The following is an 18,979-nucleotide window of genomic DNA, read 5'->3' as shown; positions in this document are numbered from 1 at the left end:
GGCTCTTTACACGAGCGCGACCGGCTTTCCAAGTCCCGACCATACCGGTCGGGGGCGCTAAGGCGCATAAACCTCAGGAATTTGCCGGTCGCTCAGCCGATCAGGCCGCGGCAGGCCTTACAAATGGCGAGGAAGTCAGCGGCTTTCAAGCTGGCGCCGCCAATCAACGCGCCATCGACATGAGGAACGGCCAAAAGCTCTGCCGCATTGTCGGGCTTGACCGAACCGCCATAAAGCAGCCGCATGGAAGTGCCCTCGCCGGCAAACCGGGTTTTCATTTCGGCGCGGATGAATGCGTGCGCCTCGGTGACGTCAGCGACGGTGGGGGTGAGACCGGTGCCAATGGCCCAGATCGGCTCATAGGCAATCACGGTGTCTTCTGCCGTGGCGCCATCGGGCACCGACCCTGAAAGCTGGCGACCCAGCACATCAAGGGTTTGGCCGGATTTGCGCTCGGCTTCGGTTTCGCCGATGCAGATGACGCGGACCAGACCGGCTGCCTTGGCCGCTTCGGCCTTGGCGCGGACTGTCTGATCGCTTTCACCATGCAGTGCGCGGCGTTCGGAATGGCCAACAAGCACATAATCGGCCAGGCAATCGGCGATCATCTCGGCGGAAATGTCGCCGGTATAGGCGCCGTTCTGCTTTTCATGGCAATCCTGGGCACCTATGGCGAGCGGGGTCTGCTCGGCAATTGCGGTGGCCACGTACAACAGCGTTGCCGGCGGACAGATGAGCGTATCGATATGATCGGCGAGATCGGCGTCGATTCCTTCGGCAATGGCCTTGATCTGGTCAAGCTGGTCGCGCTTGCCGTTCATCTTCCAGTTGCCTGCCACTAGCGGCCGGATGTCAGGTGTCATGTGCTTTCCCCGTGTCAGCGATGCTTGGGGCGGATTTAGCAGACCAAGGCGGAAAAGCAAACGAAGCACCGTCGGAGCCAAGCGGCCGATGCCGCGGCTGCGACGCCGGCAGGCGCGGCCGGGGCGCAGCTTTCGGCAATCGGACCGTTCACCCTTCAATTCGCTGAAAGTTTCGTCTAAAGGATCGGGGGACAAGGGCCGTATGGACGGTTCTCATTTACGTGGGCTGCCACGATCGATCATGCAGGAGCATTTATGCTTGAACTATTGCGCAAGGGCACCAAAGGCTGGGTCGCCAAATTCCTCCTCATCTTGCTGGTGGCATCGTTCGGCGTGTGGGGCATTTCCGGCTCCATTCTGAGCTCCGCCGGCACCTCGGTGGTGACCGTGGGCGAAACCGAAGTCTCTGCCAATGAATTCCGCCTCGCCTATGACCGGCAGATGGCGGTGATGGGCCGTCAACTCGGAACCCGCATCACCGCGGAACAGGCACGCGCCTTCGGAATCCAGAACCAGGTCTATTCGCAGCTGATCGCCGGCGCATTGCTCGACGAGCAGGCACGGATGATGAATCTGGGGCTGTCGGACGAACGGCTTGCGACGCTGGTTGCCGAGGACCCGGCGTTTCATGATTTCAACGGACGCTTTACCCGCGGCAACTTCCAGCAGGTGCTGCGCACGGTCGGCATGAGCGAGGAAGATTATCTCAAGAACCGCAGCCAGGTTGCGGTGCGCACCCAGATCGTCGAAGCCGTTTCGGAGGGCTTCTCCGCCCCCGACACGATGATTGCGGCGATGGCGCAATACGAATCCGAGACCCGCGACGCTGATTATCTGTTGTTGACCCAGGCCAATATCGATCCGGTGGCGGCTCCTACAGACAGTGAGCTCGAAAGCTGGTTCGAGGCCAACAAGGCGAAATACGCCGCACCCGAATACCGCAAGCTCACCTATGTGAAGCTGGAAAGCGAAGATATCGCCGATCCTGCGGCAATCAGCGCCGAGACTGCGCGAGCCGACTATGAGGCGCGCAAGGATCGTTACACCACTGACGAGACCCGCACGGTCGACCAGCTGGTATTTGCCGACCGCGCAGCAGCTGACGCGGCTGCAGTCGAACTGTCTTCGGGCAAGAGTTTTGACGAGCTGGTGACAGCCCAGGGCCGCTCGGCAGCCGACGTGCGGCTTGGCAGCTTCACAAAGACATCTATGCCGGATCAATCGCTGGCAGACGCTGCGTTTGCGATCAATACTCCCGGTGGCACCACATCGGTGGTTGATGGTCAGTTCGGACCTGTGATTTTGCGGGTGGCGGAGATCACACCTGCATCTACACGCAGCTTCGAAGAAGTCGAGGCCGAGATCCGCAAGGAACTGGCACTGGCCGAGGCCTCGCAGGCGTTGCTTGATGTGCATGACGCATTCGAGGATGCCCGCGCCGGCGGCATGACGCTGGTTGAATCCGCAGCACAGCAGAAACTCAAGCCGGTGAGCATCGAGGCGATCGACCGCACCGGCCAGACCCCGGACGGCGACGTCATCAGCGACATTCCGCAATCGCAGACGCTCTTGAAAGAGGCGTTCGAGGCCGAACCCGGCGTCGAGACGCTGCCGCTCAGCCTCGGAGCAGAAGGCTTTGTCTGGTACGAAGTGATTGACGTCACCCCTGCCCGCGACCGCACACTTGATGAAGTGCGCGATCGGGTGGTGGCCGACTGGACAGCAGAGAAGTCGCTGGAAGCACTCGGCGCCAAGGCCAACGAACTTCATGAGCGGCTCGAAAAGGGCGCCGAGCTTGCGAAAATCGCCGAGGAACTGGCGGTATCGGTGGAAACCAAATATGCGCTCAACCGTCGCGGCGCTGACGCGGTGTTTGGTGCGGCAGCTGTTTCGGAAGCCTTCGCCGGCCCGAAAGGCCATCTCGGCGTGGCCAACGACGCCTCGGGCGAAAACAAGATCCTGCTGCAGGTCAAGTCGGTCAACGACGCGTCCACGGTGACGGCGGGTTCGGTTGCAGCCGAGCAACGCGCGCAGGTTTCACAACAGGTGGCTGACGACATTCTCGACCAGATGGTGGCACGGTTGCAGGCCGATCTGGGGGTATCCATCGACCAGGCGCTGGCCGACCGGGCCCTTGCGTTCTAAGCCGGAAAGACCAGATTACGTAGACAGGGAAAGCAGGCACCATGGCCGATCTCAAATCCTTCATCGCCAAGGTGGCGGGCGGCGAGCCTCTTGACCGCGAAAAAGCCCGACGCGCCTTCGGGGTGATGATGTCGGGCGATGCCACGCCTTCGCAAATCGGCGGGTTCCTGATGGCACTCAGGGTCCGCGGCGAAAGCGTCGATGAAATCTACGGCGCGGTCAGCGTGATGCGCGAGCGCATGCTGCCGGTCAGCGCGCCCGCCGATGCGATCGACATCGTCGGCACCGGCGGCGACGCTTCGGGCACCTACAATGTATCGACGGCGGCGGCCTTCATCACTGCCGGCGCCGGCGTCAAGGTGGCCAAGCACGGCAACCGGGCGCTGTCGTCGAAATCGGGAGCTGCGGATTCGCTCGCCGCACTCGGGATCTCGCTGGAACTTGCGCCCGAAGGCATTTCCGCCTGTATCGACCAGGCCGGTGTCGGCTTCATGTTCGCGCCAGCCCATCATTCGGCGATGCGCCATGTCGGGCCGAGCCGGGTCGAGCTTGGCACCAGAACAATCTTCAACCTGTTGGGACCGCTCGCCAATCCGGCCGGCGTCAAGAGGCAGTTACTGGGGGTGTTTGCGCCCGAATGGCTGCAGCCGCTGGCCGAAGTGATGCGTGATCTGGGATCGGAAACGGTCTGGGTGGTGCATGGCGACGGGCTGGACGAGATGACCACGACCGGAACGACGCAAATTGTAGCGCTGGAAGACGGCAAGATCCGTTCGTTTGAAACAACCCCGGAAGAATTTGGCCTGACGCGGGTGCCGCTGGCCAAGCTGAAGGGCGGCGACGGCGCCTATAACGCCAAGGCGCTTAAGCGGCTGCTCGAGGGCGAAGCCGGCGCCTACCGCGACATCTCGGTGCTGAATGCTGCCGGCGGGCTGGTGGTGGCCGGCAAAGCGGAAACGCTGGCTGACGGCATTACCTTGGCCAACCAGTCAATTGACAGTGGTGCGGCATTGGCAGCACTCGACACACTGGTCAGTGTGTCGCAAGCTCATGCTCCTGCACCAAAGGCGGGCTGAGCCAATGAGCGATATTCTGACACGAATCGAAACCTACAAGCGCGAAGAGATCGCCGCTGCCAAGGCCAAGCTGCCGCTTGGCGAGATCAAGGCACGCGCAGCCGACACCGAGCCGCCGCGCGACTTCATTGCCGCAATCGAGGCCAAGCATGCCGATGGCGGTTATGCGCTGATTGCCGAGATCAAGAAGGCAAGCCCGTCAAAAGGCCTGATCCGCGCCGATTTCGATCCGCCGTCGCTGGCCAAGGCCTATGAGGCAGGAGGGGCTGCCTGTCTTTCGGTGCTGACCGATGCGCCCTCGTTTCAGGGAGCGCCGGAATTTCTGACCGCGGCACGTGCGGCCTGCAAGCTGCCGGCGCTGCGCAAGGATTTCATGTTCGACATCTACCAGGTGCACGAAGCGCGGGCCTGGGGTGCGGATGCGATCCTGATCATCATGGCGTCGCTGGACGATGACGACGCCAAGCGGCTGGAAGACGAAGCCCATGAGCTCGGCATGGCGGCGCTGATCGAAGTGCATGACGAGGACGAGCTCACACGTGCGCTCAAACTCGATAGCCGGCTGATCGGCGTCAACAACCGCAATCTGAGGACCTTCGAGGTCTCATTGAGCGTTTCCGAACGGCTGGCGGCGATGGTGCCGGATGACCGGATCCTGGTAGGCGAAAGCGGCATCGGATCGCACGCCGATTGTGCGCGGCTGTCGCGCAGCGGCATCTCGACATTCCTGGTCGGCGAAAGCCTGATGCGCCAGACCGATGTGACGGCAGCCACCCAAATGCTGCTTTCAGGCGACAGCGCACGCACGGCGGCTGAATAAGATGGCCGATGAGACCTCCTCGCGGCTCACCCATCTTGCCGAGGACGGTTCGGCGGCAATGGTGGATGTCGGTGACAAGGCCAATACGGTGCGCATTGCCGAAGCCGAAGGCCATGTGCGGATGAAGCCCGAAACGCTCAAGCTTATCCTTGATGGCAACATGAAGAAGGGCGACGTGATTGGCGTCGCGCGGGTTGCCGGCATCATGGCGGCCAAGCAGACCGCAAACCTGATTCCGCTTTGCCATCCGCTGGCGCTGACCAAGGTGAGCGTCGACATCACCGCCGATGACGCCCTGCCCGGCCTGCGCGTGCGCACGCTGGCAAAACTGACCGGCAAGACCGGTGTGGAGATGGAGGCGCTGACGGCAGCGTCGGTCGCCTGCCTGACCATCTATGACATGGGCAAGGCGGTGGACCGCGGCATGGAAATCGGCGGGATCAGGGTGATCGCCAAGTCCGGCGGCAAGTCCGGAACCTGGGATCTGAAGACCGAGGAGGCTGAGTGATGGCGCTGATGCCAGTGGACGACGCACTTGCGCAGATACTCGAGGGAGCCGCCCCCCGGGGTGAGCCGGAAATGCTCGGCCTGGCCGAGTGTTTCGACCGGGTTCTGGCGCGCGATCTCAAAGCGCTGCGCACCCATCCCCCGTTTGCGGCATCAGCCATGGATGGTTACGCGGTGCGGGCGCAAGACGTGAAGGCCGGCACCGTGTTGAAGCTTCAAGGCGAATCATCTGCCGGGCACAGTTTTGACGGGACGCTTGAGCCGGGCTCGACAGTCCGCATCTTCACCGGCGCGCCGGTGCCAGCGGGCGCCGATGCTATTGTCATTCAGGAACATGTCTCACCGCTTGGCGACGGCACCGTGAGAATCAACGAGGCAGCCATAGACGGCCGGCATATCCGCCCTGCGGGTGTTGATTTCACAGAGGGAAAGGTGGGGCTCGAAGCCGGACGGCTGCTCGACGCGGGCGCGATCACCTTTGCAGCCGCCATGAACCACGCGAGCCTGCCGGTGGCACGCAGGCCAAGGGTGGCGATACTCGCCACCGGCGACGAATTGCGCCTGCCCGGCCAGAAGCTTGGCCCATCGCAAATCATTGCCTCGAACACCTTTGGAGTGGCGGCGCTGGCGCGTGGCGCAGGCGCCGACGTGATCGATCTGGGGATCGCCGAGGACCGGATGGAAGCGCTGGATGCGGCGCTTGATTCGGCAATTTCACAGGGCGCCGATGTGCTGGTGACCATTGGCGGGGCTTCGGTGGGCGACCATGATCTGGTGCAGGAAGCCATGACCGGGCGCGGTATGGCGCTCGATTTCTGGAAAATCGCCATGCGCCCGGGCAAGCCGCTGATGTCGGGACGGCTGGGTGAAATGCGGGTGCTAGGACTGCCGGGAAATCCGGCTTCGAGCCTTGTCTGTGCGTATCTATTCCTAGAACCGCTGGTGGCACGACTGGGCGGACGCCCTGCCCCGAAGCGGATCCAAAAAGCCATACTGACCAGAGACTTGCCGGAAAACGACCAGCGCCAGGACTATCTTCGTGGGGACCTTGCGCCGGGCCCCGAGGGCGGGCTCGAGGCAACACCGTCGCTACGTCAGGATTCATCATTGATGAAGATATTTTCGGATGCCCGCTGCCTGATCATTCGGCCGCCTTTTGCGCCGCCGGCAATAGCTGGCGACGCTTGCGATGTGCTGGTTTTGCGCCCCTGATGTTCCGTCAATGTTTCGGCTGCTCTTGCGGAACACATATAGAACATGGTATTTCGGTTCTGGTTTTGTTTCTCCTCGGGCACCGGGACGTATGAATCATGTTGACGCGCAAACAACACGAACTTCTGCTTTTCATTCACGAACGGATGAAGGAAAGCGGGATTCCCCCTTCCTTCGACGAGATGAAGGATGCGCTTAATCTTGCTTCCAAATCCGGGATTCACCGGCTGATCACGGCGCTTGAGGAACGCGGCTTCATCCGCCGCCTACCCAATCGGGCACGGGCGCTGGAAGTGATCAAGCTGCCCGAGAGCTACCAGAACAATTTGCAGCCGCGGCGCGGATTTTCGCCGAGCGTGATCCAGGGCAGCCTCGGTAAACCGGAATCGGTGCGTCGTGCAGTCCCTGCCAATGACGAACCGGCGACCACGGCAGAAGTGCCGATGATGGGCCGGATTGCCGCTGGCGTGCCGATTTCGGCGATTCAGAACAACACCCACAGCATCAACGTGCCGGTGGAAATGATCGGCCCGGGCGAGCATTACGCGCTTGAGGTCAAGGGTGATTCGATGATCGAGGCCGGCATTTTTGATGGGGATACGGTGGTAATCCGCAATGTTTCGACGGCAAGCCCCGGCGATATCGTGGTGGCGCTGGTCGATGACGAGGAAGCCACGCTGAAGCGGTTCCGCCGCAAGGGTGCTTCGATCGCGCTGGAAGCAGCCAACCCGGCCTATGAAACCCGAATTTTCGGCCCGGACCGGGTCAAGGTGCAAGGCAAGCTGGTGGGCCTGATCCGCCGCTATCACTAAAACTGCCCTGCCCGGCTGAACGGCCGGACGCGCAAACCGCGCGGTAAGACTTGAGACGAAAGCGGCCCGGATATCCCCTCGGATTTCCGGGCCGCTGTCATGAGCGGGTGGACGAAAGACAATTCTGGCGCCTTGGTACGGACCCAGACAGTATGGCGCCGGCATCTGCTGCTGCGGTCTGTTTTTATTGCCTGTTCGCGTGGTCGACTGAAGGCCGCACCTCAGACCGGACCGGGATTAACTTGAGAAATTCGTTATCTCGGAACCGCTGCCCGGTTTTGCGCGATGTGGGTTCGAGCCGCCTATTACGGCAAATCATAGCTTTGCGTCCGCCAGTCATAATAGCGCTGAACTGTCCACGGCCTGACGACCCCCTCAAGGGCTGCCTCGATGTCAAATACCGGACGTTTTCTGGGAGCACGGCCGCGAGCGCCGATACCACCGGATCCACGCACGGCCTGTGAAGCTACCCTGGTGGCAGCACTGGCACCGATCCCCGGCGGCGACCCTGGTGGATCGACATTGAGGATGCGAATCGCCAGGGCGCCGCTGCGACGCAAGCTGCGCGATGTGACCAGCGTCGCGCCGGAGCGGCAGGCGCTCATATAAACAGGGGTGGCGACGATCACCAGATCGGCGCGGTCACAAGCCGGGCCGATCAGTTCGGCGCGGTCAATGGCGATGATTGTCGCCTGCTTGTAAATCGCGGCGCAGACTCCCCGACTTGCGCACTGAAACCGGGAGGGCTGGTCTGCGGCAGCGGCCATCAGCGGATCGAGAATTTTTGCCTGCATTTCATGGGCCGCCTGTGTTTCGGGCTCGGTGGCTGTGGCGATCAAAGCGGTGCTGTGGGGCACTGGCGGCAGGTGCTGCGGACCGCGCAGAGCGGTCTGCCATTGCCGGAAGGTGAACTCCGAAGGGCGTGCGGCGTTGCTGGCAAGACCATCGGGGGTGTTCAGGCCAATCAGGCGGCCATCCTCGCTGACCAGAATATCGGGAGCCCGCGGCGCCAGCGGTGGTAACGCCAGCACGGCGCCTGCGGCGATCAGCGCGGTGCCCGCAAGCCGCAGTCGGCTGCGCAGCATGACCAGTACGATCAACCCAGCGCCTGCCGCAACGGTGGCGTGCAGCGGGATCTGACCGATCAGCAGATCGCCGCCGAATGCGTCGACATAGCGGGCGACGGCGATAACGCCGCGCAACCCCAACCCCATCAGTTGCAGCGGCCAGGCGTCGAGCCCGAACGGCATGGTCAGCATGGCGACCAGGCCTGAGGGCATGACCACGAAAGTCACCAGCGGCATGGCGAGCATGTTGGCGAGCAAGCCGTTTCCCGCCACCCGGTTGAAATGATGCGCCGAGAACAGACCAGTGGCGAGGCCTGCAACCAGCGAAGTGATCGCCAAGCCGATCAGCCCCCGGACAATCCGGGCCAGCCACTCCGGCGGTTTGAAGAAGCGGTGGGCGCTGTTGCCGCCCGATCTCGCGCGTTCGTCTTCGGCCGGTCAGCGCGGCATAGGCGGAGACCAGCGCTGCGGTTGCCGCAAACGACATCTGGAAACCGGGGCCAACCACGGCAGATGGCGAGATCAGGATGATCAGGATTGCGGCCAGCGCGACATTGCGCATGGTCAGTGCCGGCCGGTCGGCGAGAACTGCGACCAGCATGACAATTAGCATGATCCAGGCACGCAATGTCGGCACGCTGCCGCCCGAAATCAACAGGTAAGCGGTTGCGGTCAGCATGGCGCCAATGGCGGCTGCCTTTTTGACCGGCCAGGCTTCGACCAGCCCGGGAAACAGCGCCAGCCCCATTCTCAACCCGACGAACAGCGTGCCGGCGGCAAGCGCCATGTGCAGGCCAGAAATTGCCAAAATGTGAGCCAGGCCGGTTGCACGCAGCGCGTCGACCGTGGTCTGGCTGATGCCGAGCCGGTCGGAGACTGTAAGCGCCGCACCGATGCCGCCCGGATCACCTGGCAGAAGCGAGCGGATGCGCGCTGAGACATGTTCGCGGAGTTGCCGCAATTGGAATTTTGCTGCTTCGGCCAAGCCGGGGCTTGCCGGTGCGGCGGGAACCGCCCGTGGCGCCCGGTAGAAAAAGCCGTGCGCGCCGATGCCATTCACAAAGGCGCCGAAAGCAAAATCATAGCCGCCGGGCAAGACCGGCCCGGACGGCGCAGAAAGGCGTGCCCGGCCGCTGATCAGGCTTCCCACCGGTAGCGGGCTGTGCGGCGATCGCGCGACCAACCTGACCCGCCGTGGCGGCCGGCGGATCAGTGGATCGGCGGTGCCGGTAAGCCTGATCAGGTAGCGCACCCTGCCGCCCGCATCGAAATCACGCGCTTCGACGCGGCCGGTGACCTCGGTCGTCACATCCGAATCGAGCAGCGGCCCGGTGCCATGCAGCTCGACGGTGGCTGCCAGCGAACCGGCAAAAGCCGCCGCCGCAAGGCCGGCAATGCAGGCAGCGTTCGGGTGGCCGGCACGGGTGATCAGGGCCATCAGCAGAAATGACAGGAAGCCTGTGGCAAGGGGGAGAGCCGGCGGGTTTTCGGGTGCCATGTAGAACAAGCCGGCGCCCAACCCCATCATCACCGGGACAAGCAAAAACACCAATCCACGCCCCGTTTCCGCAGCGTTGGCGGATAGGACGGCCGCCCCGAACCGGGCCCGAAAACCCAGTGCGGTAAGGGCCGTGCGCTCGGTGAGACGCGGCGGCAGCCGTTGAAAATCAGTAACTCCATCAGGGCGCTGCAGCGCGGAGGATGACGGAAAATTGATCCCGTCCTCCAGTCCGTTAGCCAATTCTGTGCGTTTTGGCCGCATTGTGCACGCCCCGCTACAAGCGCAACACAATACACGCGTATTTGGTGCAATTGCCACCATAAATGGCACGCCGCGTGCGTGACTACCAAATTCCATGGCGAGCCACACAATCCGCAACTGATATGCCGCTTTTCACGGGCAATTCCAACGTGTTAGATTGGGTCATCGGATCGGGTGGACAGCTTGGCACTCTAATGCGGCGATGCACAATTAGCCTTGCGCATAGCTTGGCAGGGTCCCGGAAATCATATAGCTAAACCGGGACGGTCATCCAAGGCGTCGGACAAGCGCCGGGACGCCTGCATTTGTGGAAGGACATGCCATGGCAGACAAGAACGCGAAACTAACAATGGACGGAAACGAGGTCGAACTTCCGATCAAGGTCGGAACAATCGGTCCAAAGGTCGTCGATATCGGCGCGCTGTACAAGCAAACCGGAGCGTTCACCTACGATCCTGGCTTTACCTCCACCGCATCTTGCGAATCCAAGATCACCTTCATCGATGGCGATGAAGGCGTGCTGCTGCACCGTGGCTACCCGATCGACCAGCTGGCCGAACACGGCGACTTCCTCGAAGTCTGCTACCTGCTGCTTTATGGTGAATTGCCCACAGCCACCCAGAAGGCAGATTTCGATTATCGCGTAACGCGCCACACCATGGTGCATGAGCAGATGAGCCGGTTCTTCACCGGGTTCCGTCGCGATGCCCACCCGATGGCTGTCATGTGCGGCTGCGTCGGCGCGCTGTCTGCATTTTATCACGATTCAACTGACATCACCGATCCGCATCAGCGCATGGTCGCCTCGATGCGGATGATTGCCAAGATGCCGACACTGGCAGCGATGGCCTACAAATATCATATCGGCCAGCCGTTCGTTTATCCAACCAACGATCTCGACTATGCGTCGAACTTCCTGCGGATGTGCTTTGCCGTGCCGTGCGAGGACTATGAGGTCAATCCAGTGTTGGCACGCGCCATGGACCGGATCTTCATCCTGCATGCCGACCATGAGCAGAACGCCTCGACCTCGACGGTCAGGCTTGCCGGTTCTTCGGGCGCCAATCCGTTTGCCTGCATCGCCGCCGGCATCGCCTGCCTGTGGGGGCCCGCTCATGGCGGTGCCAACGAAGCGGCACTGACCATGCTGGCCGAAATCGGTACTGTCGACAAGATTCCCGAATATGTCGCCCGCGCCAAGGACAAGGACGATCCGTTCCGGCTGATGGGCTTTGGCCACCGGGTCTACAAGAACTACGATCCGCGCGCCAAGATCATGCAGAAGACCTGCCATGAAGTGCTCGGCGAACTCGGCATCAAGGACGATCCGATGCTGGAAGTGGCGATGGAACTGGAGCGAATCGCGCTCACCGACAGCTATTTCATTGAAAAGAAGCTCTACCCGAACATCGACTTCTATTCGGGCATCACGCTGAAGGCGCTGGGCTTCCCGACCACCATGTTTACGGTGCTGTTTGCACTTGCCCGCACCGTCGGCTGGATCGCCCAGTGGAGCGAAATGATCGAGGATCCGGGTCAGCGCATCGGCCGTCCGCGCCAGCTCTATACCGGCGAAGCCTCACGCGATTATGTGCCGGTGTCCAAGCGCTAAGACCGCGCCTACACCAGTTCTACCGATCAAAAAGGTGCCCTCCCTCGGGCGCCTTTTTGATTCTGTGATTTGAAAGTACGGCGGCGCTGCTGTGGCGACCTGCGACTGGATCAGCGGCCGATGACCGACAAAAGCGTTCTGGCGGCCCGGCCAGAAGCAGGCTCCGGGGTCTGCATGCGCGACCAGACGAGATCGAAATCTGCCAGCATCGCGGTGCGATGCAGCGTGTCACGCGCCAATTGGTCGGCTTCGCGCGCCAACCGCTCAGGCTGCACATGCTTGTCGTAATATTCGGAGACCACGACATGGCCGGCGATCATGTTGGGCAGCGCCCCGGTCCAGGTGATGATCATGCTGATAACCATCCGGGAGACCGGGTCAAGCTTGTAGGACGACATGTGCGGCACGCCGGCGAGCGCCAGTTCGAGCAACACGGTTCCCGAGGCGGCGATCGCCACATCGGCACGACCGAACGCTTCCCATTTCGCTGCCTCGCCGGTGACGACCTTGCAGTTAACGTCCCAGTCGAGCACCTTGTCACGGATCTCGCGTTCGACATGGGCCCCGGCGACAAGCACGAAGGTCATGTCGGGGTTGAGCAGGGACAGCTGCTTCGCGGCAACACCAAACACGTCGCCGAGGCGGGCCACTTCGCTGCGCCGTGAACCGGGCAGAATCAGGCACATCGGCGGGATGTCCTCGGTTTCGGATTGCCGCCGCGCAAGCTGCGCCTGGCGAGCGGCGAGCAGTCCCGGATCATCTGTCAGCCGGTGGCCGACATAGGTCAGCGGCGGGCCGCCCAGTTTGCTGACGATATCGGCTTCAAACGGAAAGATCGACAGGACGTGATCGACATAGGCCCGCATTGCCGGCGCCCGTTCGGGCTTCCAGGCCCATACCGTGGGGCAGACATAATTGACAATCTTGAGATCCGGCAAGGCCTTGCGAACCTTGCGGGCGACCCGGTGGCTGAAATCCGGACTGTCGATAATGAGCAGGCAATCGGGTCTGGCGGCGATGATGGCGTCTGCGGTCTGGCCGATCTCGCCGGATCAGTTTCGGCAAACGCCCGAGCACCGCGGAAATGCCGATGATGGACAATTCGCTGTAGTCAAACAGCGACGTCAGGCCTTCGGCGATCAGCTTGTCGCCGCCAACGCCTATCAGTTCGGGTTGCTCTCCGGTTTCAACCGCAAGCGCACGAACCAGATCGGCGCCAAGCGTATCTCCGGAAGGTTCACCGGCAACCACCGCCAGTTTCAGCGCGCTCATTGCGTGCGCCTCTTATCGTCAGATCGGAGACCGGTAACGAACAGCCCCAGCCGGTCAGCCTCAGCCACCAGCAGGTCGCGCTCGAGCACCAGTGCGCGTTCCGCTTCTATGGCGATGCCATTGAGGCCGGCGGCATGGGCGTTGGTGACCGTATCGGGGCCGATCGAGGGAAGGTCGGCGCGTTCGTCCTGATCCGGCTTGCACATCTTGACCAGCACACCGCCGTTGCTGCGCGGCAACCTGCCCGCCGTGCGCAAGGCCGCCACCCGTTCAAGCATCAAGTCGGTGCCTTCGAGGCCTTCGAGCGCAATTACCCGTCCGCCAACCGCAACCGCTCCCTGCCCGACATCAAGCCGGCCAAGCGCCAGCGCGGCTTGCTCGGCAGCGGCGATGTCGGCCTGGTCGGAGGGTTTGGGGCCGAGCTTTCCCAAGGGGCCGGCATGGCCCAGCAAGCCCGGCGCCACCACCTGGGCGCCGACCACTGTCACGCCCTGCCGCTCAAGCACACCAATGGCTGCACGCAGCATCTGGTCGTCACCCGCCGACAAAAGCGTGCGCAACAGCGAGGGCGCAGCCGCCAGCGATTGCCAGGTCGGCCGAAGATCACGAATTCGGGGACGTCTGTCGATGCCGCCAGCCAGCACCAACGTCCCAATCTTCTCGCGCCGGATCAGCGCCGATAGACCGGCAACATCTCCGATGCGCAGCACACAATGATCAAAGCCCGACCAATCCTGATCGGCCTCGCCATCGATTGCGACGATGAATGGATCATGGCCGATTTCACGGGCTGAAGTCGAGACTAGAACGGGGAAACGTCCTCTGCCAGCCAGGATTGCCAACCGCGCTTTGATTAACGGCACGGCAGCCGCATCGACCATCTAGTTCAGCCCCGCTGGCCCCGAGCCGGAGACGACAATGCGCGCTCGCTCTCGGCATCGATGAACGCGATGATATCGGCCACGGCGGCGTTCTTGTCGGTCTGCTCACGCACCTGGGCGATGTTCTCGCGAATCGGCGTATTGGAATCGAAGATGGTCTTGTAAGCCCGCCGCACGGCGTGAATGGCCTTGCGGTCGAAACCGGAGCGCTGCATGCCGATGATGTTGAGCCCCATCAGCACGCCGGGATTACCGTTGAGCATGCCATAAGGAATGACATCGTTGCTGACCGCAGCCAGACCACCGATGAAGGCGTGATGGCCGACCCGGGTGAACTGGTGCACAGCAGCACCACCGCCCATGATCACCCGATCACCGACCGTAACATGGCCCGCCAGCATCACATTGTTGGACAGAATGACATGATCGCCGACATGGCAGTCATGGGCTACGTGGGAATAGGCGAGAAACAGCGAGTTGTCGCCGATCGTGGTCTTTCCGCCGAAGTCGGGCATGCCCGGATGCATGGTCACGCCTTCGCGGATAGTGCAGGAACTGCCGATGACGAGTTCGGTGTCCTCGCCCTTGTAATGGATGTTCTGCGGGGCGCAGCCGAGCACGGCATTGGGAAACACCTCGGTGTTGTCACCAATGCTGGTGGAGCCGAGAATGACGACATGGCTCATGATCCGGACATTGTCGCCCAGTCTGACCTTGGCACCTATATGGCAGAACGGACCGATCTCGACATTGCGGCCGAGTTGCGCGCCGTCCTCGACGATCGAAGAGGGATGGATGCGGGCCGGATGCAGGGCGGCAGGCACTGGCGTTATCATTCGGACTCGCTTTCTCCAGGAGCCAGCATGGCCCCGATATCAGCTTCAGCGGCCTTTTGGCCATCAACCATTGCTTCGCAATGGAACCGCCAGATGTTGCCGCGCTGCTTGATCTTGGTGACGTGATATTCCAGCCGGTCACCAGGCACAACCGGCTTTCGGAATTTGGCATTATCGATGGTCATGAAATAAACCAGATTCTTGCCGCCACCCGTTGCCTTGGCGCAGATCGCACCGGCAGTCTGGGCCATGCCTTCGACAATCAAAACACCGGGCATGATCGGGTTGCCCGGAAAGTGACCGGTAAAGTGCGGTTCGCTGGCGGTGACGTTCTTGATGCCGATGGCGGAATTGTCGGCATCGATGTCAATGATCCGGTCGACCAGCAAAAACGGGTAACGGTGCGGCAACAGCCGCATGATTTCCTGGATATCGGCTATTTCGAGCGTTTTCGTCGCGGCCTGCATCATTGATCCTCTCCGCTTTTCTTCACTTTTGCCTTGCCAAAGGCGCGGGCATTGGCATCGGCTGCGTCGCGCAGGAACCCGCGCATCGGCCGCGCCGGTTGTCCGCCCCAACGTGCACCGGCCGGCACATCACACGCCACGCCGCTCAATGCGGCCAGTTGGACGCCGTCACCGATTGTCAGATGTCCGCCAATTCCTGCAGCGCCACCAATCATGACGCCGTTTCCAATCGTTGTGCTGCCGGCGACTGCAACCTTGGCCACCAGCACGCAGTGACGACCTATCCGGACATTGTGGCCAATCTGAACCTGATTGTCGATCTTGGTGCCCTCACCGATGACGGTGTCATCGAGCGCACCCCGGTCGATTGTGGTATTGGCGCCAATTTCGACCTGATCCTGAATGATGACGCGGCCAATCTGGGGCACCTTGACCAGTCCGCGCGGACCGGGCGCATAGCCAAATCCGTCCTGGCCGATGCGCACGCCGGGATGAAGGATGACGTTGTTGCCGATCAACGTGTGCTGAACCGTGGCACCATGGGCAATGTGGCAGTCGCGCCCGATTCTGCAGCCCGGACCAATGGCGGCGCCAGCGGCGATAACCGTGCCGCGGCCGATTTCCGCACCGGCGCCGACAATCGCGCCGGTTTCAACGATCACGTCATTCTCAAGTCGGGCAGACGGGTCAACAATGGCGCCTGATGCCACGCCAGTCTCGCCTGTCAAACGCGACGCCGTCATCGCCGCAGGCACCAGCGCCGAACCGGCGATGGCAAAGGCGGTTTGCGGTGCCGCTGCTATCAGCGCAGCAACGCCGACCGGCACTTCATTGACAAATCGGGAGGGAACAAAGACCGCACCAGCGTGCGATTCACGCAATTGCGGCAAAGACTTGCGCGACGTCAAGAAAGTTATTTCAGAATTTCCCGCACGCGAAATCGGGGCAAGCCCGCTCACCCGGCGATCAGCAAATGCGGGGTCAGCAAGTTCCGCACCGCAAAGACCGGCGAGGTCTGAAAGCGTGATGCCTTCATGCGGGGGAAAGAAACGGGTTGTGTCCATAAAGAGACCGAATGCGAAGACCGGGTGACGTTGCCGCCACCCGTGTCAAATCAGAAGCGCGTGGAAGCGCCAAAGCCGAACTTCTTGAGGTCGTCGTAGCTTTCCTTGACCACCGGCTCGGCATAATAGACGCGCAGCGGACCGAAGGGCGAAGCCCAGGTGATACCGACGCCAACCGAAGCGCGCCAGTCCATGTTGTTGCCAACCAGGGTCTGACCACCGAAGTCAGCAGCCGCAATGTCATTGCCATAGAGCGTCGCCGCATCGGCGAAGACATTGAAGCGCAGGCCGAGATCACGTGAGACCAGCGGCATCGGCGCCGAGGCCTCGACCGTGCCGTTGAAATATGTGGTGCCGCCAGCAGCACCTACATCCGTGCCGCCATTGAAGACACGCGGGCCGATACCACGGGTGTCGAAGCCACGAATGGTTTCCTGACCGAGGAACAGGTGATCGAACACGTCCAGATTGGTGCTACCCGTCGACATGACGTGACCCGCGCCCGCTGACACCTGACCGATGACGTCGCCGGCCTCGGAGAGCATGTGGAAGTAATTCACCTTGGCGGTGGACTTGATGTAGTCGGAATCAGCACCAAACCCGGCATATTCCTGAGTGAGGCGAGCCGAAATTCCCTCGCGCGGCAAGGCGCTGTCATCCAGCGTGCTGTAGGACAGCGTGTAAGACAATGCTGCGGTATCGTGCCCACCATTTGCAACCGTGCGGTTGATGACAGCGCGTTCCGGATTTGAAATCACCGATGTGGCGGTGAAGTCGTTATATTTGGTCTGCGTATATTTGAACGCCGTCGAAAAATAGAGTTCCTCGGTGATCGGCGCGCCGATGCGCAGGTTGATGCCCTGCTTTTCTTCTTCGAAGCCGGTGTAGCTCGAGTCGGTGGTTTTGAAGATATCGAAGCCGGCTGCGAGGCGGTAGCCAAGGAAATAGGGCTCGGTAAAGGACAGGCTGTATTCGCGCGAGTCCTCGCCACCGCCAACCGAACCACGGATGAACTGTCCGCGACCGAGGAAGTTGCGCTCGGTGATGTCAACGGTAGCGGTGAAGCCATCATTGTTGGAGTAACCGCCGCCGACGCCGAATTCGCCGGTAGCCTGATCCTTCACGTCAACAATCAGAACCACGCGGTCTGGCTGCGAGCCCGGCTGGGTAGAGATCTCGACCGAGGAGAAGAACTTCAGATCTTCGAGGCGCTTCTTGGCGCGACGCACCAGAACCTGGTTGAAGGCATCGCCTTCAGACAGGTCGAATTCGCGACGGATCACGTAGTCACGGGTCCGAGTGTTGCCGCGGATTTCGATCCGCTCGACATAGGCCCGAGTGCCTTCATCAACCAGATACACCACAGAGATCGTGCGATTGTTGAAATCGCGATCGCCGCGCGGGGTGATCTGAGCGAAGGGATAGCCCTGAGTCGCAACGCGGTCGGAAATCGCCAGGATCGTGTCCTCGACGTCCTTGGCGCTGTAGACCGATCCGGAACGGGTTTCGATCAGGCCTCTGAGCGAATCGCTGTCGATGCCGGGAACCGTGCTTTCGATGCTGACATCACCGAACACATAGCGTTCGCCTTCTTCCACCGTGATGGAGACGACGTACTCGTTGCTGGATTCGTCAAGCTCGGCAAACGACGAGATGACGCGGAAATCGGCGTAACCACGGTTGTAGTAGAACCGGCGCAGTAATTCCTCATCGGCACGAAGCTTGTTTTCGTCGTAGACATCCTTGCGCGACAGGAACGACAGCATGCCCGAGCGCTTGGTGGTAATTACATCGGCAAGACGTCCGTCGCCAAAGGCCTGGTTGCCGACAAAATTGATCGCGGAAATCTTGGTGCGGTCGCCCTCGTTGATTTCAAAAGCGAGATTGACGCGGCCACCATCAACCGGAACCAGCCGGGTGGTCACGACTGCATCGGAACGACCGATGGCCGAATAGGCATCGCGGATCGACTGAACATCGGCTTCCAGGATGGCGTCGTTATAAGCGCCGAGCTGGCGGCTCTGGACGACCTGCTTGAGGGCGGCGTCCTTGAGCTTCTTGTTGCCGTTGAAAACCACCTGATTGATGATCTGGTTTTCGTCCACGGCGACGATCAGGGTCGAACCCGAGACGCTGATGCGCACGTCGGAGAACAGCCCGGTGGCAAACAGCCGCTTGACCGACTCGTCGATGTCGTTGTTGTCAAACCGCGAGCCGGTGCTGATCGTCAGGTTGCCACGAACAGTGGATGCGTCAACGCGGGAATTGCCGCGGACTTCAATGCGGTTAACAACCGCTGCTTCTGCTACCGTAACACCGGCAAGCGTCACAGCGCCCGCGCCTGCCACAATGATCCCCGCACTCAGCGCAACCGCAGAGACAGCGTTCAACAGATTTGAACCGGTTTTCATTGATCTACTTACCTTTTTTACTCGAATGCCCCAAACGGAGCACGCATCGTGAGTCATGACTAGCGCCCGTTTTACCCGCTTTTCATACACAAGCAAGGGACGGAGTTAATTTCTATTTACTTCGCCGACAGGCGTGGCCAAATCGCCACGTCTCAGCACTTTCAAGGTTAAC

General features: G+C 61.4%; 14 protein-coding genes and 2 pseudogenes. 7 read left to right on the top strand and 9 right to left on the bottom strand.

Translation table 11 applies throughout. The features are described 5' to 3' along the window. Window positions 1-92 precede the first annotated feature (92 nt). Window positions 93-863 (bottom strand): triose-phosphate isomerase, encoded by a 771-nt coding sequence (gene tpiA, locus OEG84_RS03160; protein WP_267652387.1) that lies wholly within the window; start codon window positions 861-863, stop codon window positions 93-95. A gap of 255 nt (window positions 864-1,118) precedes the next feature. On the opposite strand from tpiA, the gene OEG84_RS03155 reads away from it, so the two are divergent. The 6 genes from OEG84_RS03155 to lexA all read left to right on the top strand — a co-directional run bounded on the left by OEG84_RS03155 (window position 1,119) and on the right by lexA (window position 7,435). Continuing rightward, window positions 1,119-3,008, top strand: coding sequence for a peptidylprolyl isomerase (locus OEG84_RS03155; RefSeq protein WP_267652386.1), 1,890 nt, complete (start codon window positions 1,119-1,121; stop codon window positions 3,006-3,008). Between the two features lie 41 nt (window positions 3,009-3,049). Beyond that, on the top strand, window positions 3,050-4,084 hold the full coding sequence (gene trpD, locus OEG84_RS03150) for an anthranilate phosphoribosyltransferase (protein WP_267652385.1): 1,035 nt from the start codon (window positions 3,050-3,052) through the stop codon (window positions 4,082-4,084). A 4-nt stretch (window positions 4,085-4,088) separates the two neighbouring features. Beyond that, window positions 4,089-4,904, top strand: a complete 816-nt coding sequence (gene trpC, locus OEG84_RS03145; protein WP_267652384.1) for an indole-3-glycerol phosphate synthase TrpC — start codon at window positions 4,089-4,091, stop codon at window positions 4,902-4,904. 1 nt (window position 4,905) lies between these two features. Beyond that, a complete protein-coding gene (gene moaC, locus OEG84_RS03140) occupies window positions 4,906-5,412 on the top strand; it encodes a cyclic pyranopterin monophosphate synthase MoaC (protein WP_267652383.1) in 507 nt (168 codons plus the stop codon). Continuing rightward, window positions 5,412-6,623, top strand: coding sequence for a molybdopterin molybdotransferase MoeA (locus OEG84_RS03135; RefSeq protein ID WP_267652382.1), 1,212 nt, complete (start codon window positions 5,412-5,414; stop codon window positions 6,621-6,623). Before moaC ends, OEG84_RS03135 begins: the two co-directional genes overlap by 1 nt. A gap of 98 nt (window positions 6,624-6,721) precedes the next feature. Continuing rightward, on the top strand, window positions 6,722-7,435 hold the full coding sequence (gene lexA, locus OEG84_RS03130) for a transcriptional repressor LexA (protein WP_267652381.1): 714 nt from the start codon (window positions 6,722-6,724) through the stop codon (window positions 7,433-7,435). Between the two features lie 305 nt (window positions 7,436-7,740). Here the strand turns inward: lexA and OEG84_RS03125 are convergent, their stop codons facing one another. Continuing rightward, window positions 7,741-8,841 (bottom strand): ComEC/Rec2 family competence protein, encoded by a 1,101-nt coding sequence (locus OEG84_RS03125; protein WP_267652380.1) that lies wholly within the window; start codon window positions 8,839-8,841, stop codon window positions 7,741-7,743. Window positions 8,842-8,980: 139 nt separating this feature from the next. Continuing rightward, window positions 8,981-9,940 (bottom strand): annotated as a pseudogene (locus OEG84_RS25445) (ComEC/Rec2 family competence protein); the annotation flags it as partial. Window positions 9,941-10,586: 646 nt separating this feature from the next. Between OEG84_RS25445 and gltA the strand changes: the two are divergent. Next, window positions 10,587-11,876, top strand: coding sequence for a citrate synthase (gene gltA / locus OEG84_RS03110; RefSeq protein ID WP_267652377.1), 1,290 nt, complete (start codon window positions 10,587-10,589; stop codon window positions 11,874-11,876). A 110-nt stretch (window positions 11,877-11,986) separates the two neighbouring features. Here gltA and lpxB read toward each other — a convergent pair. The 6 genes and pseudogenes from lpxB to bamA form a co-directional block, all read right to left on the bottom strand. Continuing rightward, window positions 11,987-13,148 (bottom strand): annotated as a pseudogene (lpxB, locus tag OEG84_RS03105) (lipid-A-disaccharide synthase). After that, complete coding sequence (locus OEG84_RS03100; protein ID WP_267652376.1) at window positions 13,145-14,029, bottom strand: LpxI family protein; 885 nt, start codon at window positions 14,027-14,029, stop codon at window positions 13,145-13,147. Before OEG84_RS03100 ends, lpxB begins: the two are co-directional and overlap by 4 nt. Before the next feature lie 5 nt (window positions 14,030-14,034). After that, window positions 14,035-14,853, bottom strand: coding sequence for an acyl-ACP--UDP-N-acetylglucosamine O-acyltransferase (gene lpxA / locus OEG84_RS03095; protein WP_425602889.1), 819 nt, complete (start codon window positions 14,851-14,853; stop codon window positions 14,035-14,037). An 8-nt stretch (window positions 14,854-14,861) separates the two neighbouring features. Beyond that, on the bottom strand, window positions 14,862-15,332 hold the full coding sequence (gene fabZ / locus OEG84_RS03090) for a 3-hydroxyacyl-ACP dehydratase FabZ (RefSeq protein WP_267656068.1): 471 nt from the start codon (window positions 15,330-15,332) through the stop codon (window positions 14,862-14,864). Beyond that, window positions 15,332-16,396 carry a UDP-3-O-(3-hydroxymyristoyl)glucosamine N-acyltransferase gene (gene lpxD, locus OEG84_RS03085; protein WP_267652374.1) on the bottom strand — a complete coding sequence of 355 codons (1,065 nt, stop codon included), beginning with the start codon at window positions 16,394-16,396 and terminating at the stop codon, window positions 15,332-15,334. Before lpxD ends, fabZ begins: the two co-directional genes overlap by 1 nt. A 50-nt stretch (window positions 16,397-16,446) precedes the next feature. After that, complete coding sequence (bamA, locus tag OEG84_RS03080; RefSeq protein WP_267652373.1) at window positions 16,447-18,807, bottom strand: outer membrane protein assembly factor BamA; 2,361 nt, start codon at window positions 18,805-18,807, stop codon at window positions 16,447-16,449. Between the last annotated feature and the right edge of the window lie 172 nt (window positions 18,808-18,979).

The organism is Hoeflea algicola (assembly GCF_026619415.1).
GTDB classification, from domain to species: domain Bacteria; phylum Pseudomonadota; class Alphaproteobacteria; order Rhizobiales; family Rhizobiaceae; genus Hoeflea; species Hoeflea algicola.
Note: the sequence above shows the minus strand (reverse complement) of the source record. Positions and strands in the feature narration are given on the sequence as shown.

Excerpts from the sequence above, each read along its gene's own strand:
- fabZ (WP_267656068.1), bottom strand. The coding sequence starts at position 15,332 with ATGCAGGCCGCGACGAAAACGCTCGAAATAGCCGATATCCAGGAAATC.
- tpiA (WP_267652387.1), bottom strand. The coding sequence starts at position 863 with ATGACACCTGACATCCGGCCGCTAGTGGCAGGCAACTGGAAGATGAAC.
- OEG84_RS03135 (WP_267652382.1), top strand. The coding sequence starts at position 5,412 with ATGGCGCTGATGCCAGTGGACGACGCACTTGCGCAGATACTCGAGGGA.
- moaC (WP_267652383.1), top strand. The coding sequence starts at position 4,906 with ATGGCCGATGAGACCTCCTCGCGGCTCACCCATCTTGCCGAGGACGGT.
- lpxD (WP_267652374.1), bottom strand. The coding sequence starts at position 16,396 with ATGGACACAACCCGTTTCTTTCCCCCGCATGAAGGCATCACGCTTTCA.
- bamA (WP_267652373.1), bottom strand. The coding sequence starts at position 18,807 with ATGAAAACCGGTTCAAATCTGTTGAACGCTGTCTCTGCGGTTGCGCTG.
- OEG84_RS03100 (WP_267652376.1), bottom strand. The coding sequence starts at position 14,029 with ATGGTCGATGCGGCTGCCGTGCCGTTAATCAAAGCGCGGTTGGCAATC.
- gltA (WP_267652377.1), top strand. The coding sequence starts at position 10,587 with ATGGCAGACAAGAACGCGAAACTAACAATGGACGGAAACGAGGTCGAA.
- trpD (WP_267652385.1), top strand. The coding sequence starts at position 3,050 with ATGGCCGATCTCAAATCCTTCATCGCCAAGGTGGCGGGCGGCGAGCCT.
- lexA (WP_267652381.1), top strand. The coding sequence starts at position 6,722 with ATGTTGACGCGCAAACAACACGAACTTCTGCTTTTCATTCACGAACGG.
- OEG84_RS03155 (WP_267652386.1), top strand. The coding sequence starts at position 1,119 with ATGCTTGAACTATTGCGCAAGGGCACCAAAGGCTGGGTCGCCAAATTC.
- trpC (WP_267652384.1), top strand. The coding sequence starts at position 4,089 with ATGAGCGATATTCTGACACGAATCGAAACCTACAAGCGCGAAGAGATC.